The sequence below is a fragment of the Kitasatospora putterlickiae genome (genome assembly GCF_039527695.1).
In the GTDB taxonomy this organism is placed as follows: domain Bacteria; phylum Actinomycetota; class Actinomycetes; order Streptomycetales; family Streptomycetaceae; genus Kitasatospora; species Kitasatospora putterlickiae.
The window spans coordinates 9,040-23,789 of sequence record NZ_BAAAKJ010000099.1 but is presented as its reverse complement, the minus strand read 5'-3'; the positions used below and the strand labels follow the sequence as shown (position 1 = coordinate 23,789).

The 14,750-nt window shown below is 72.1% G+C and carries 13 protein-coding genes and 1 pseudogene; 5 read left to right on the top strand and 9 right to left on the bottom strand.

Annotated features, from left to right (window positions below):
- From ABD308_RS10770 to ABD308_RS10755, 4 genes are all read right to left on the bottom strand, one after another.
- On the bottom strand, positions 1 to 840 hold an 840-nt coding region (locus tag ABD308_RS10770), incomplete at its 3' end, for a phytoene desaturase family protein (protein ID WP_344331543.1).
- A gap of 56 nt (positions 841 to 896) precedes the next feature.
- Entirely contained in the window at positions 897 to 1,493 is a 597-nt protein-coding gene (locus ABD308_RS10765; RefSeq protein WP_344331542.1) for an OsmC family protein, read from the bottom strand.
- Between the two features lie 28 nt (positions 1,494 to 1,521).
- Complete coding sequence (locus ABD308_RS10760; RefSeq protein WP_344331539.1) at positions 1,522 to 2,253, bottom strand: heparin lyase I family protein; 732 nt, start codon at positions 2,251 to 2,253, stop codon at positions 1,522 to 1,524.
- A 506-nt stretch (positions 2,254 to 2,759) separates the two neighbouring features.
- A complete protein-coding gene (locus tag ABD308_RS10755; protein ID WP_344331553.1) occupies positions 2,760 to 4,157 on the bottom strand; it encodes a uracil-xanthine permease family protein in 1,398 nt (465 codons plus the stop codon).
- 281 nt (positions 4,158 to 4,438) lie between these two features.
- Between ABD308_RS10755 and ABD308_RS10750 the strand changes: the two genes are divergently transcribed.
- From ABD308_RS10750 to ABD308_RS39640, 3 genes are all read left to right on the top strand, one after another.
- The gene (locus ABD308_RS10750; protein WP_344331534.1) at positions 4,439 to 5,056 is read left to right on the top strand and encodes a hypothetical protein; all 618 of its coding nucleotides are present in this window, start codon (positions 4,439 to 4,441) and stop codon (positions 5,054 to 5,056) included.
- Positions 5,057 to 5,977: 921 nt separating this feature from the next.
- Positions 5,978 to 6,985 carry a tetratricopeptide repeat protein gene (locus ABD308_RS10745; RefSeq protein ID WP_344331530.1) on the top strand — a complete coding sequence of 336 codons (1,008 nt, stop codon included), beginning with the start codon at positions 5,978 to 5,980 and terminating at the stop codon, positions 6,983 to 6,985.
- A 3-nt stretch (positions 6,986 to 6,988) separates the two neighbouring features.
- Positions 6,989 to 7,309 carry a response regulator transcription factor gene (locus ABD308_RS39640; protein WP_425554737.1) on the top strand — a complete coding sequence of 107 codons (321 nt, stop codon included), beginning with the start codon at positions 6,989 to 6,991 and terminating at the stop codon, positions 7,307 to 7,309.
- Positions 7,310 to 7,774: 465 nt separating this feature from the next.
- Here ABD308_RS39640 and ABD308_RS10740 read toward each other — a convergent pair whose 3' ends face one another.
- From ABD308_RS10740 to ABD308_RS10725, 5 genes and pseudogenes are all read right to left on the bottom strand, one after another.
- Complete coding sequence (locus ABD308_RS10740; RefSeq protein ID WP_344331527.1) at positions 7,775 to 8,659, bottom strand: peptidase S1; 885 nt, start codon at positions 8,657 to 8,659, stop codon at positions 7,775 to 7,777.
- 197 nt (positions 8,660 to 8,856) lie between these two features.
- Positions 8,857 to 9,201 carry a hypothetical protein gene (locus ABD308_RS10735; protein ID WP_344331523.1) on the bottom strand — a complete coding sequence of 115 codons (345 nt, stop codon included), beginning with the start codon at positions 9,199 to 9,201 and terminating at the stop codon, positions 8,857 to 8,859.
- A 374-nt stretch (positions 9,202 to 9,575) separates the two neighbouring features.
- Positions 9,576 to 10,283, bottom strand: coding sequence for a hypothetical protein (locus tag ABD308_RS10730; RefSeq protein ID WP_344331516.1), 708 nt, complete (start codon positions 10,281 to 10,283; stop codon positions 9,576 to 9,578).
- 57 nt (positions 10,284 to 10,340) lie between these two features.
- Positions 10,341 to 10,487: pseudogene (locus tag ABD308_RS39635) on the bottom strand (helix-turn-helix domain-containing protein); the annotation flags it as partial.
- Positions 10,488 to 10,583: 96 nt separating this feature from the next.
- Positions 10,584 to 11,015 carry an NUDIX hydrolase gene (locus ABD308_RS10725; RefSeq protein WP_344331513.1) on the bottom strand — a complete coding sequence of 144 codons (432 nt, stop codon included), beginning with the start codon at positions 11,013 to 11,015 and terminating at the stop codon, positions 10,584 to 10,586.
- A gap of 616 nt (positions 11,016 to 11,631) precedes the next feature.
- Between ABD308_RS10725 and ABD308_RS10720 the strand changes: the two genes are divergently transcribed.
- Both ABD308_RS10720 and ABD308_RS10715 read left to right on the top strand, forming a co-directional pair.
- Positions 11,632 to 12,069 carry a hypothetical protein gene (locus ABD308_RS10720; protein WP_344331507.1) on the top strand — a complete coding sequence of 146 codons (438 nt, stop codon included), beginning with the start codon at positions 11,632 to 11,634 and terminating at the stop codon, positions 12,067 to 12,069.
- 128 nt (positions 12,070 to 12,197) lie between these two features.
- Positions 12,198 to 14,666: a cutinase family protein gene (locus ABD308_RS10715; protein ID WP_344331502.1), complete on the top strand. Its 2,469-nt coding sequence runs from the start codon at positions 12,198 to 12,200 to the stop codon at positions 14,664 to 14,666.
- Positions 14,667 to 14,750: the final 84 nt, after the last annotated feature.

Below are 14,750 nucleotides of genomic sequence, written 5' to 3'. Positions count from 1 at the left end.
CTCGCCGTCCCGGTGGCGGTAGGTCACCTCGGCGTCGCCGGTGCCGTCGGTGGCGAGGGCAGTGACCTCGCAGCCGGTGCGCAGGTCGGCCCCGGCCGCCCGGGCCGCCTCCGCGAGGGCGTCGGTGACCGCGCCCATGCCGCCGACCGGGACGTCCCAGTCGCCGGTGCCGTTGCCGATGACGTGGTAGAGGAAGCAGCGGTTCTGCCGCAGCGAGGGGTCGTGGGCGTGGGTGAAGGTGCCGATCAGCGCGTCCGTCAGCACCACGCCGCGGACCAGGTCGTCGGCGAAGTGCCGCTCGACGGTCTCGCCCAGCGGCCGTTCGAACAGGGCCGCCCAGGCCGCGTCGTCGTCGACCCGCCGGCGCAGCCCGGCCCGGGTGGGCAGCGGTTCGGTGAGGGTCGGGAAGACCCGCTCGGCCAGGCGCCCGGTCATCGCGTAGAAGCGCCGCCAGGCCTCCCATTCGCGGTCCGCGCCGGTCAGCGCCCGGAAGGACTCCCGGGTCCGGCCGGCGTCGGAGGCGTCCACCAGCAGTCCGGTGGGCCTGCCGTCGCGGACGGCGGGGGTGTAGGAGGCGATCCGGCGCCGGCGCAGCTCCAGGCGCAGTCCGAGCTCGCGCACCACCGTGCGTGGCAGCAGGCTCACCAGGTACGAGTAGCGCGACAGCCGGGCGTCGACGCCGGCGAACGCGGGGGCGGAGACCGCCGCGCCGCCGACCCGCGCGAGCCGTTCGAGCAGCAGGACCCGGTACCCTGCGCGGGCCAGGTAGGCCGCCGCCACCAGTCCGTTGTGGCCGCCGCCGACGATCACGACGTCGTGCCGGGAGGACGGGTTCGCCATGTACGGCACGGTACGGCACCGGGGCGGGCCGGGGAACAGGGCGGCGGCCGGGCGGGTCAGCCCCCCGCGGGGAGGGCGGTGGGCGGAACGGCGGGGAGCTCCCCGGGGACGTCCCCGGCGAGGCGGACGGTGACGCTGTGCTCGGCGCGGACCAGGCGCAGCATCGGGCAACGGGCGTCCGCGGTGGCCAGCAGCTCCGCCAGGGCCTGCGGCTCGGCCGGGCCGCGCAGCTCGACCTCCGCCGTCAGGTCGTAGGGCACGGCGGGTGCGTCGGTCGGCACGCCGAAGAACCGGGCGTCGTTGTTGCGGGCGCCGACCCGGACCTCGACCCGGTCCAGCGGGACGTCCGCCAGTGCCGCGACGCATAGGATGGTGTGGGTCAGGCAGGTGCTGACGACCGCGCAGAACAGTTCCGGCGAGGACGGGCCGAGGCCGAACCCGCCGATGTCGGGCCCGCCGTCGCCGATGAGGGACCAGTCCCCCACCGTGACCTTGCGGACCCCGGTGGCGTCGTCGGCCACGCAGACCGCGCCGACCTCCTCCTCCCAGTCCGCGCCGTCCGGCCGCCGCCGGGCGGCGTCGCGCATGGCCGCGCCCTTGTCGCGCAGGTGCTCGGCCAGCCCGGGCCGCCGTACCGCTGGTGTGTGCGTCATGGCCCGTAGCGTACGGGCCGGGGCGGCCTCAGGAGCCGGCGGTGGCCGCTTCCAGGGTGGTCGCCATGACCGGGCTGGTGAAGGTGTTCGAGGCGTCGCCGGTGGAGAGGTGGTACGAGCCCCACTTGAGATAGTTGCGGACGCCGTCCCAGGTGGTGCCCTCGAAGGTGCCGGAGCCGGTGGTGAAGGTCTGCTTCACGCCGTCGAACCAGAAGTCGATGGTGCCGTCGGTGCGGCCGAGGCGGATCTTCAGCGCGTAGGAGTGCCACTGGTCGTTGGCGGTCGGCGCGGTCCACAGCGTGTGCGCGACGTGGTCGGTGTCCCACTCCTGGAGGCGGACGCGCCCGGCGGTCGCGTCGATCTCGATCGGGTGGTTGGCGGTGCCGGTGCTCGGCGAGCACTTCAGCTGGAAGACGTAGCGGCTGCCGGTGTCCTTGATGTCCACCTTGGACGACCAGCCGAGGTAGAAGGTGTCGCCCTCCTTGAGGTCGGGGCTCAGCGTCTCGCAGCGCTCCTGGCCGGCGGCCTGGAACGCGCGCCACACGCTGCCCTTGACGGGGTCCTTGACGACGCCGAAGTCTCCCGCCGCGCACTGGACGGCGGTGAAGGAGGAGGGGCCCTTGGCGGTGCTCGGGGTCCACAGGACCGTGCCGGTCTCGGCGGCGGATCCGGAGGCGGTGGCCCAGCCGCAGGACAGCGCGAGCACCGTGGCGGCGACGACGCCGGTGGTGGTCCTGCGGTGGCGGGACGGAAGGGACATGCTTCTCCCGGTGGATGAGGGGCCTCGACGGACCTAGACCCTCCCACCCGGGTCCGGCCGGGCCAAGCGGAACGGCCGGGGAAGGCCCTTTCGGGCACCTCCCCGGCCGGCCGGCCGCTCGTTACCGGGTGGGCCGCTCGCCCGGTCCTCCGGGCTCCGCCGGGTCGGCGGTGTCGGCCGGGTCGGCGTCGTAGGAGGAGGTGCCCGCGTCCAGCAGCGGTTCCTGCGTCGGCTGACCCCCGCCTGCGCGGGGATTGCTCCCTGGGTGTCGCACAGAAACTCGCTGGTGTACTGGCCCGCCTCGTCGTACGCGCCGACGCCCACCGGGAGCAGCCACGACCGCACCCAGGAGAGACGGCAGCCGCGCCGGGCCAAGATCGACGCCCTGGCCACATCGAAGCCGTCAGGCCCGGCCCGCAGCCGGGCTGCGGGCCGGGAAGTCCGCCACGGGCCGGCGCTCCGGCACCACCCGCTCGGCGGCGTTCAGCGGGTGCGGCCGAGGTCCGTCACCCCTTCCCCCGGTGGTCGTCGTAGGCGCTGGTGCCTTCGTCCAACAGTGGGCCGCTCCCAGACTGGGGGTGCTTCAGGTGGACGGGGGCCAGGGCGCGCAGGCCGTGATAGCCGAGCAGCACGATCAGGGTACCCAGGGCGATGCCGCCGAGCTCGAAGTCGTCGCTGAACTTCAGCGTCACGTTGCCGATGCCGACGATCACGCCCGCCGCGACCGGCACCAGGTTCAGCGGATTGGTCAGGTCCACCTTGTTGTGGATCCAGATCTGCGCGCCCAGCAGACCGATCATGCCGTACAGCACCACCGTGATCCCGCCCAGCACCCCGCCCGGGATCGCCGCGACGACCGCGCCGAACTTCGGGCACAAACCGAACAGGATCGCGAAGCCGGCCGCGCACCAGTACGCGGCCGTCGAGTACACCCGGGTCGCCGCCATCACGCCGATGTTCTCCGCGTACGTCGTCGTCGCCGGACCACCCACCGCCGTCGACAGCACCGTCGCTGTGCCGTCCGCCATGATCGCGGCACCCATCCGGTCGTCCAGCGGATCACCCGTCATCTCCGACACCGCCTTCACGTGCCCCGCGTTCTCCGCGATCAGCGCCACCACCACGGGCAGCGCCACCAGCACCGCGGACGCCTGGAAGCTCGGCGCGTGCAGCGACGGCAGACCGATCCAGTCCGCCTTCCCCACGCCCGACAGGTCCAGACGCCAGTGCTCCGTCGCGGCCCCGCCGCCGACCGGAGAGTGGATCTTCCCGAAGACCCGGTCGAACAGCCACGACACCGCGTACCCGAACACCAGCCCCAGGAAGATCGCGATCCGTGACCAGAACCCCCGCAACACCACCAGCGCCAACCCCGTGAACGCCATCACCAGCAGCGCCGTCCACTGGTCCTGCGGCCAGTACGTCCCCGCCGCCACCGGCGCCAGATTGAACCCGATCAGCATCACCACCGCACCGGTCACCACCGGCGGCAGCACCGCGTGCACCACCTTCGCCCCGAGCCCCTGCACCACCGCCCCGCACGCCGCGAGCACCGCACCCGCCACCAGCAGCGCACCCGTCACCGTCGCCGTGTCCCCGCCCTGCGACTTGATCACCGCGGCCACGCCCACGAACGACAGACTGGAACCCAGGTACGACGGGATCCGGCCCTGCGTCACCAGCAGGAAGAACACCGTCGCCACACCCGACAGCATCACCGCGAGGTTCGGATCCAGCCCCATGAGAATGGGTGCCACAAAAGTGGCCCCAAACATAGCCACCACGTGCTGCGCCCCGAGCCCGACCGTCCGCCCCCACGACAACCGCTCGTCCGGCCGCACCACAGCCCCGGGCCGCGGCGCACGCCCGTCCCCATGCAGCTTCCACCCGAACCCGACCTTCATCCCGTTTACCTGTTCCACTCGACCGTGTCCCGAAATGCACCCCGGGACCGCACGCTGAAACCAACATGATCTCCCGGCCGCAGCGTAGGTTGTTCGAGGAGGCCACTGGTGTCGGTCTCGGCGACGACGGCGGCCGTGCCCGACAAAGGGCGCGACGCTCGTCGCCGGCACAGCACGGCGAACAGCCATGGCCATGCGTGTGGTCATGCTGCACCAGCCCTGTCAAGGCCCTCGATGATCGGCGAGAGACTCAACGCGACACAATCACCGAGGAGTTACACATGTCAGCGAGCAGCCACATCGGGCCGGCCCCAGACAGGTCCGGCTTGGGCGCACTGGCTCTGGGCCTGCTGGACACGGCGGTAGAAATCCAGGGCCGACTGGTACAGAGGAACATCGCCCGGGCCCGACGCCGACGGCACGAGGCAACATCGGGGCAGGCGATCCGGACACTCGAGCGCTTGCACGTCATGTCCGGGGGCGAAGTCCTGACCGCCATGGAGCTCACCACTCACTTCGCGCTCTCGGTCGCAGACGTCCACGGAGTCCCCCTCGACGAGGTCGAGCGCCGCCGGACACTTGTACTCGGGCTCATGCTCGGCGGGAACGGCCGACAGGTCATCGCGAAGGGCACCGATCGCACGCCCCGGCACTGGGCCCGCACCCGGATCGTCGCCGACGTACCCATGCAGAAGCTGCATCGGATCAACCGCGTTCTGGGGAAACGCTGGGTGACGAAGTACGGGACGAAGCAGGGCGTCCTCGTCCTCGGCCAGCTCGTGCCATTCGGCATCGGCTTCGCCATCGGCGGCGGGGCCAACGCCCTCCTCGCCGGCGGGTGCGTGGGAGCTACCAGGCTCGCGTTCGGCCCAGCCCCGGAATCGTGGCCCGCCGGCTGACCCACAGCAACGCAGCTGCCGGCGAGCTCCCGCCGGGCGGCGAGGCATCGCTCCCTATGCCACCCACCCGGGAGCGATCTCGTACTCCTCCGACAACGGGGTTCCGCGTCCCCGTCGGACCAGCACCTGCTTCATTACCGTCCGCAGTAGTCGGTTCCGCTGACTGGGGCTGGCGAGCTCTCATTCGGCGCGGACCCCGAGAAAACTCGCCGAGGACACCTTCTGCCCCGCCTTGTGAACCTCGGCGGTCCTGTGCTCCTACGCCAGCTTCTCCTCAACACCCGTACAAACTGGCTGGTGAAAGCCCGAGGCTAACGCCCAGGCGGAGGTCTTCCCCGCAGCCGCGGGGGTCAGCCGCCGAGAGAACGCCTCCCAGTCCGCATGCCAGCGTCCTCCTTGCGAGCGCCGGGTCAGCCGAACACCTTCGTTTGGGCGGAGTGGTGGAGTCCTCCTCCGGGCAGCGGAAAGCCAGCACATCCTTGCACTTCTGGGCAGGCCGGTAGTGTGATCGTCCTGTCGTTTGATGGCGAAAGGGATGGCTGACTTGGTGTCAGGTCAGCTGGTGGCAGCGAGCGAGTTCTTGACCGGAACCGAGGTCCGGTTGTTGCAACGTTCGCTCGGTGAACGGGATGGGCCAGCTCGGTGCAGCGATCAGCTCGCCTTCGGCATGGGTTTCACGGACGTCGCGGATCTGCTCGGGCAGTGCCGCAGACTACGGAATGCGCTGGGCGAGGACGTACCTCTCGCGCCGGTGGACTGGGCGAGAACCCTCCTCGCAGCAGAGATCGTTTACGTCAGCGACCTCGCCGAGCTGGTCAAGCGGGGACTGCTCGACGCCGACCGGCGCGTCGCTGTCGCGGCGCCCTCTACGCCCTGCGGCCCTACGTCCGCGATGCCGCGCTCGGCAGCGGCTCCTCCGGCATGGTGGCCGCCGCCGATGCCTGCGCCGGCTATCTCGCCCACCTGCTCCAGACCGCGCACGCCTGCGCCCGCCTCCTCACCCCTCACCATCGCGTTCTGCCCAGGCCCTCCCTGGGCCAGCCCGTCGAGCCTGTCCGCCTCACCGGCCGCCACGACGCCCTCGCCTGGCTGGAGGCCATCGCCCCGGCCGTCCCGTCTGCGATGGCCGCCGCCGTCGCCTGCGACCATCCGTCGGTCGCCTGCGCGCTCGCCGGCGACCTGTGGCCCCTCGTCCACTACCACCGCGACGTCGCGCTGTGGATCAGCGTCTACGAGGCCGGGCTGCGCTCGGCGCTGCGCTGGGGCGAGCCGATGGCGATCCGCGAGACGTCCTCCACCCTCGCCCTCGGCCTGGTCGCCGCCGAACGCCACGAGGAGGCCATCGACCACTACGCGCGGGCACTCGCACTGGCCCGGGCCGCAGGTGATCTCCGTGGCGTCGCCCAGTACACCTCCGGCACCGGAGCCGCCCTCCACGACGCCGGACGGTACGCCGACGCCGAGACCCACCTCATGGAGGCCGTCACCCTCTACGGCGAACTCGACGACCGCCGGGGCGCCGGCCTCGCCGAGACCCTCCTCGGCTCCGCCGCCGCCCGCCAGGGCAACGCCGACCTCGCCATGCCGGTCCTCCACCAGGCCCGCACCGACCTGACCCGCCTCCAGCAACCCGACCCGGTCAACGCCGCCCGCGCGCTGGCCTACCTCGGCGAGGGCTACTCCGTCGCCGGCCACCACGACCTGGCCGTCAGCGCGCTCACCCAGGCACGCGCCGAGTTCGCCGACGCCGGACACCGCCACTGGATCGCCCGGACCACCGAGTTCCTCGGCCAGGCCGCCCAACGCGCCGGTCTGCTGGAAGCCGCCCGCGGCTGGTACACCACCAGCCGCAACCAGTACACCGCCCTCTCCAGCAGCAGGGACGTGCGGCGGCTGGACGAGCGCCTGCACGCACTGGGCGCGGGGTGACCGGTGCGACGCGGCCCACCGACGCCGTACCGCTGTGGAAGACCGACAGGACGACGCTCATCGCGCTCGGAGCATCCCCTTGCCCCCCGGTGCGACGCCAGGATCGTCCTCACCCAGGCGCAGCAGGCCCTGCTCGCCCTGATCGCCGACGGCCTGACCGGCGCCCAGATCGGCCGGCGCCTGAAGCTGAGCGAGGGGCAGGTGGGCCGGCGCGCCGCCGGGCTCCTGCAGCGGCTCGGCGCCCGGACCCGGGAGCAGGCGATCGACATCGGGTGCCGCGCCGGACTGCTGGGCTGCGGTCCGGCCTGCGGCCGATCACGGTGACCCCGGTGCAGACGTACGTGCTGCTCGCCCTCGGTCGCGGGCACACCCGGGCGGGCATCTCCAGGTGCAGGGGCACGCCCGGACGGCGCGGACGGCCCGCACAGGATGTGGTCAGCCCTCGCGTGCCTGGACGCCACGAGTTCCTGGTGGCCCACGGCGTCGAACATGGCGGTCAGCCCTCGCGTGGCTCGGCTGGGCCGACCCGTGGATCCGCCGCGCCGTCGCGGCCGCGATCGGCCTCGCGCTGTTCACCGCCGTCGCCGACGTGGAGGCTGGCGGGCTGAGCGGCGAGGGCCTGGCCCGCACCGCGGCGGACGGCGGCATCGTGATGGCCCTGTTCACCGTGGCCGGAATACTGCTGGGCCTGCTGCTCGCCCTGGTCCTACGCCCGGGCGCCCGGCGCGCGCGGACGCCCCTGTGGCCGTGGTCCCCGGGGCCGACCGCCGGCCGACCCCGGGGCCCGGGTCAGGAGAGGGCGAGCTCCGTGACGTTCTCGCCCTCCAGGGTCCACGCGGCCCAGAGGGCGCCTTCCTTGACGTAGGCGGTGCCGTTGTCCTTGACGATCCCGATCCGCTTTCCGGACAGGGCTATCTGGCTGGTGTCGGCGGCCTCCAGGGTCCACTCGGCGCCCAGCGAACCCTCCTTGACCAGGGCGTTGCCGTCGTCCGTCAGCACGCCGATGCGGTCGCGGGAGAGCTCCAACTGGGCGGCGCCGTTGGCCTCCAGGGTCCACTGCGCGCCCAACGAGCCCTCCTTGACCAGGGCGGTGCCGTTGCCCCTGAGCACGCCGATGCGGTTACCGGACAGGGAGAGGTGGAGCGTGTGGTCGGCTTGCCCGGTCCACGCGGCGTAGAGGGGCCCCTCCTTGACCAGGGCGTTGCCGTTGCCCTTGAGGATGCCGACGCGGTTGCCGGCGAGCTGGAGCTCCTTGACGCTGTCGCCCTGCGCGGTCCAGGGGGAGATGAGGGGGCCTTCCTTGACGTACGCGGTGCCGTTGTCCTTGAGGATGCCGACACGGTCGCCGGACAGTGCGAGCTGCTTGACGTTGGCGGCCTCCAGGGTCCACGCGGCGGAGAGGTCGCCCTCCTTGACCAGGGCCGAGCCGTCGCTCTTGAGGATGCCGACGCGGTTGCCCGCTACCACGACCTGCTTCACGCCGTCGCCCTCGACGGTCCACGCGGCGGAGAGTTCGCCCTCCTTCACGAGGGCGGTGCCGTCGCCCTTGAGGAGGGCGATGCGATTGCCGCCGTCGCCGGAGACGGTGCCGGGGACGGCCGCGCCGGCAGCGGTGGCCGCGAGGGCGGTGGCGGTGAGCGCCGCGAGCGCGGCGACGGTGAACGACCTCTTCATGGGAGCCTCCGTACGGGGAATGGAAATGACTTGTCCATGTCAAGTCATGGCAGCCCGATGCCGAGGAACAGCAGATCACCGGAGCCCGGGGGGTGGCGAGGCGCACTGCGAGCGCACGGGAGCACTTCTTCACGCGAAGGACACGTTGGCCCCACATCTCGCCGCGGGCGAGTCGGGACCACCTCACGGAACCGTCGTCAACGGTGCAGCCTCCGCGCCCTGGCGGGAGAAGCCTCCTCACCACCGCCGAGCACACCGTCCTGGCCCTGATCGCCGCCGGTATGAACGACCAGGAGGTCGGCCGGCACTTCGGCACCACGACGATCGGCGGAACCCGCCGGGCCCAGAAGACGATCTCCGCCCTGGGCGCCGCCGGACGCATCCAAGCCGTCGACGTCGGCTGCCGCACACGCCTCCTCACCCCGCCGACGGACCCTCGCGATGTCCGGGAACTCGTCGAGCCGCACGACCTGGCCACCATGACGGACCTCACCCACGCCACCGCAGTCGGCCAGGACCAGAAGCAAAGCCTTGGCAGCCACCCGTTACACACCACGGTCACACAACCGCCTACCCGCACCGAGCGCTCACTCCCTTCTTTGCAGTACGCCGCACTCGCGGCATGCGGGGTCGATCTTCCCCCGCACTCCGACAACGCGACTGCTGGTCCCGCGCCCCAGGACTGTGGAGCCCTCCAGCCATGACATCCGCACACCTCATAGCGGAACCACGGCGGGGATGTTCACCGAGCTCACAGTGGCCCGCGCGCGGGTCAGGCCGCTATCTCGGCCCTCAGCCTCGCCAGGGCGTCGTTCGCCTGTTCCCGGACCTCGGGAAGGCGGTGGCCGGCGCGGACGACGCGCTGGAGCTGGTGCGGCAGACGATGCACGGTTGCTCCGTCGACCGCGGCGGTGAGCTACCGCGTGGCTCCGCTCGTGTCCCCTCGCCGCAGCAGCACCTCGCCGGCCGTGATCGCTGCGATGATCCGCCACTGGGAGGTCGCCGCAGGTCCGGCAGCCGGCGCCTGGTCGAGCTGCCGGACCGCCTCCGTGACCCGACCGGTGCCCATGAGGCCGCGAAGACGGACCTCGTGGAGGGTGAACTCGGAGAGCAGGGCGGTGGGCGCCGCCTCGCCGAGGAGCCGGCGACCGTCCTCGATGGCCTTGTCGAACACGGCGCCGTTTCCGGCGGCTCCCGCGGCGCGGGCGAGCAGCACGACGGCCTCGGCGCGCTCAGTGGCGGTGCGGGCGGTGTCGCGGGCCTGTTCGAGCCGGTCCAGCGCCCGGACGTGCAGGCCGGCCTTGCGGAACTCGTTGCCGTGGTGGCGCAGGGCGTGGGTGTGCAGGGCCGGGTCGCCGAGGCGGCGGGCGACGCTGAGTCCCTTGCCGGTCCATCGGGCCGCGGCGGCCGGGCGTTCCTCCGGCAGCACGTGGCCCAGTGCGACGCCGAGGCTCACGCGGGCACGGGCGAGCAGGCGCAGGGTGTCGCGGTCGGCGTGGCCGTCGGAGGTTCGGGCCTCCAGGCGGGCGACGAGCGGCCACGGTTCCGCGACGGCGGTGGTGGCCTGGCCGGCCTGGCGGGCGATCTCGGCCAGGCGCAGGACGGAGTCGGCGAGCTGGATCACGAGCTGGTGGTCTCCGTCGGCCTGGTCGGTGATGCCGAGGCAGTGCGGTGGCAGGCCGAGGCGTTCGGCGATGTGGCGCAGGGCGCCGATGTCGGTGATGGTGCGCGAGCCGGTTTCGATGCGCGAGACGTAGCTGGTGGAGTAGCCGAGGAGGGCGGCGAGTTCCTGTTGCGGCAGGTCGTGGAGTTCGCGGTAGAGCTGCAGGATCTAGGGCAGAGCGCGGCGGCGCAGGATGTCCTGGGCCCTGGGGGTGGTCCAGTGCCAACGGATCCCGCTGTGAGGGTCGGTCCCCGCCATGGGTCAGGCCTGGTGGCGCAGTTCGTACCAGCGGGCGATGGAGTCCTTGTAGCCCTGGGGCATGACCAGGCCGGGCACCTCGTCGCGGTGGAAGAGGCCGGCTTCCTTGTGCTCGTGGCTGACGACCGGGGGCTGGTGCGCGTCGGTGGCGGTGCAGCCGTAGGTGACGATGAAGACCTTGCGGCCGGGGATCGGCTCGTACGTCCACACGTCCAGCAGCGGGCCGGCGGTCGCCGTCCAGCCGCTCTCCTCGCGGACCTCCGTGACCACCCGCTCCTCGGGGGTCTCCGTCCCTTCCAGCTTTCCGCCGGGCAGTTCCCACTCCTGGCGCTCGTTCTTCAGCAGCAGCACCCGGTGCCGCGGGTCGAGCACCACGGCCTTGATCGAGATCGGGAAAGCCGTTGGCACGTAGTGCTGTTCCGTCTGTCCGGTCATCGCTTCTTCCGGAGCGCGCGGTCGGGCGCGGGCTCGTCGACGATAGCAGTCACGCGACGGCGATACGCTCCGCCGCTGCGCGATCACGCTTTGACAATCTGTCACTTTCCATCGGCCCGAGCTGCATGGAGAGTGGGTCGCCTCCCATCCACGCGGCCTCACGAGGGAGATCCACCATGCCGTCTTCCGACACTGACGGCACCAGCGGCGGGGAGTTCACCGCGAACGTGCTCAACGGAGCAGCGCGCGAGCGGGCCGGAGCGGTGCTAAGCGTCCCGGGCGTCAACCAGTAGTCCTACGCCGGGTACTCCGGCCGACGCGTCGGGTGACGGCGATCCCGGCCCGCGGACGACGATCCCGGTCCGCCGGCCCGCGGCGCACGGAAACGGCCCGGGAGGCGGGGAGGCAGGGGAGCGGAATTGTCCGCGGATTGTCCGTCGATTGCCCGAAGGCTCCGGCTGAGCGCCCGCCGGGGGGCGGGCCGCCACGGATTGTCCGGCGATTCTCTCGGTGCCTCGAACTCCGGTGCGCCGCGGCGTTCGATGAACGTCGGCGCTCGGCCGTGGCGGAGCGCCGGTCCGCATCCGAACCCGACCCGCTCTCGAAGGAGCACGACATGTCACAAGCGACCGAGCACGAGCGCGGCACCTCCGTCCTGCAACGGATGGCCCGCCGCTTCACCCGCCGGTCCGCCGCGGCCGCCGGCGCCGTCCTGCTGGCCACGACGGGCCTGGGCCTGGCGACCGCCGGGACGGCGCACGCCTCCGGCCACGGCGAGGGCTGGTACGGCGTCTGGGCGTCCGACGTCAACCTGCGCCGGGGCGGCGAGGGGTGTTACCTGTGGCCGTCCGTGACGAACTGCTTCATCGTGGACGGCACGGTGAGCGCACCCGCGCAGGTCTGGGTCTACTGCCAGACCGTGGGTGACCAGGTCGTCGGGGGTAACCCGTACTGGGTGTGGGTGCGTACCGCCGACGGCCGCCACGGCTACATAGCGAGCTACTTCATCGACAACGTCACCAACTGGATCGACGGCGTGCCGGACAGGTGCTGACCCGAACCCCGTGCTCCGGAGCCGGGCCCGTCCTCCCCCGGGCCCGGCTCCGGGCTGCACGTGCCCGGCCCGGGCGCTCGTACCGATCCCGACGAACGACCACCGCTCCGGAAGGACCACGTACCCTCATGTCCGTCAGCAGATTGCTCGGCCGGCTCGCGCGCCTGTGCGCGGCCGTCGTCGTGCTGGCCCTCCTCCCGCTCGGCGCGGCCCCGGCCGCCCACGCGGTCGACTTCTACCCCGTCGACGCGCAGCCCTGGGCCAAGGGCCTGCCGCTGTTCTGCAACACCAACTTCGTGATCGGCGTCCGGGGCTCGGGGGAGAACTCGCCCGAGAGTCCCGCCTACCCGGGTCTCGACCACATGGGCGACCGGGCCGGCGCCTACCTGCGCCAGGCGCAGATCGCCGGCCTCGACACCTCCTCGACCGACTTCTACCCGCTGCCCTACGAGGCGGCGGCCTTCAACTTCGACAATCTGACCAGCTGGACCGGGGACTCCCGCTGGGTCAAGTCCCGCAACACCGGCGTCATCCAACTGGTCCAAGTGGTCCAGGAGATGGCGAGCCGCTGCCCCGACACCAGGATCGGCCTGATGGGGTACTCGCAGGGCGCCAACGTGGTGCACAACGCCATCGACCTGCTCACGCCCGCCGAACGCGCCCGGATCGGTGCCGTCCTGCTGATCGCCGACCCGCACAGCCCGGCGGGCACCACCTCCTACACCGTGCGCACCGGCTACCGCACCGGAACCACCGACAAGGAGAGCCAGGGCGGTGTGCTGGGGCCCCGTCTGCTGCCCGCCGACATCGCCGGCCGCAGCCTGGACTTCTGCATCATCGGCGACCTCACCTGCGACCCCATGGGGAGCGCCAGTCTGGAACTCGGCGCCGAGATCCACACCAGCTACCAGGCCTGCTGCGGCCAGACCGACTACCGGGTGAGCCTCGGCAGTTGGTTCGCCCGGCAGATGAGGGGGATCAGCGGTCCCCCGCCCGCCCCGACCTGGAACCCCGGTCGCCACTGCGGGCTCACCGTCGTTCCGCCGAACGACGCGGCGGGCCGCGCGGTGGAGTGGGCCTGCCGCGAGGTCAGCCTGAACACCTGGTACACCTGGGGCGGCGGCCACGGCCCGACCCCCGGGCCGACCTACGGCTTCGTCGACACCTCCGACCCGGAGCGCAGCAAGAACGACCCGTACCGGCGGGGCTTCGACTGCTCGGGCTTCGTCCGGTACGCCTGGGCGAAGGCGGTCGGCTACGACCTGATGGGCCAGCGCACGGCCGCGCAGGAATCCCAGCTGCCGGCCACCCAGAGGTTCACGGCCGCGCAGGGCACCGCGCCGCTGCTCCCCGGGGACCTGGTCTTCTGGGGCTCGCCCATCTCCCACGTGGCGATCTACCTGGGCGACGGGAAGATCGTCGAAGCCCGGGAGTCCGACACGCACCTGATGGTCAGCCAGTTCGCCGGTCACGACAACTACGCCGGTGCCGTGCGGCTCGCCCACTCGGGGACGGGCGGCGGGTCGGCCACCCACAGCACCTGGGGCGACTCGGTCAACGTGCGTGCCTCGGCCTCGCTGACGGATCCCGTCGTGACCACGCTCAGCGGGCCCTCGGCGATCAACGTGCAGTGCCAGAAGCACGCGGAGACCGTCACCGCCGAGGGGTACAGCAACGACGCCTGGGCCTACCTGCCCGACCTCGGGGGCTGGATCAGCAACATCTACGTCCAGGGGGCGGCCTGGCTCGACGGAGTGCCCGCCTGCGACGGGTCGAGCGGTGGTTCGGGCCGCTTCCAGACCTGGGCCACCGGTGTGAACGTCCGTCCGTTGCCCTCGCGTGCCGGCACCCCGGTGGCGACGTTCTCGGCGCCCATGTCGGTGGCCGTCCAGTGCCAGAAGCACGCCGAGACGGTCAGCGCGGAGGGGTACACCAACGACGCGTGGGCCTACCTGCCGGACTACCGGGGCTGGGTCAGCAACATCTACGTCCAGGGCCCCGACTGGCTGCCGGGCGTGCCCGCCTGCGACGGCAACACGGGTTCCGGCAACGGCCGGTTCAGCACCTGGGGATCGGGAGTGAACACCCGCCAGCGGCCCACCGTCTCGGCACCGTTGGGGCCGGTGTTCGCCGGGCCGACCCAGGTGACGATCTCCTGCCAGCAGCACGCGGAGACCGTCACGGCGGAGGGTGTCACCAATGACGCCTGGTCCTACCTGCCCGACCACCAGGCCTGGATCAGCAACATCTTCCTCCAGGGGCCGGCCTGGCTGGACGGGGTCCCGCCCTGCGGCGGCAACGGCACGTCCACCGGCAACTCCGGCTTCACCATGTGGGGTTCGGGCGTGCAGGTGCGCCAGGACGCCTCGACGAGCACCGCGGCCGTCCACACCTTCGCCGGCCCGGCCACCGTCCGGGTGCTCTGCCAGGACCGCGGGCAGTCGGTGACGGCGGAGGGCGTCACCAACAGCGCGTGGTCGTACCTTCCGGACTACGGGGGCTGGATCAGCAACATCTTCCTCCAGGGGCCGGCCTGGCTGGACAACGTGCCGGCGTGTGCGAGCCGTCGGCCGGGCGACCCGCCGAACGTGGTCTGACGGGGACGGGTGGGGCGGTCGGCGCTGCGGGCCGACCGTCCGGGGCCCGTCACCGGGTGCCCGCCACTCCGTGGGAGGGGAGGG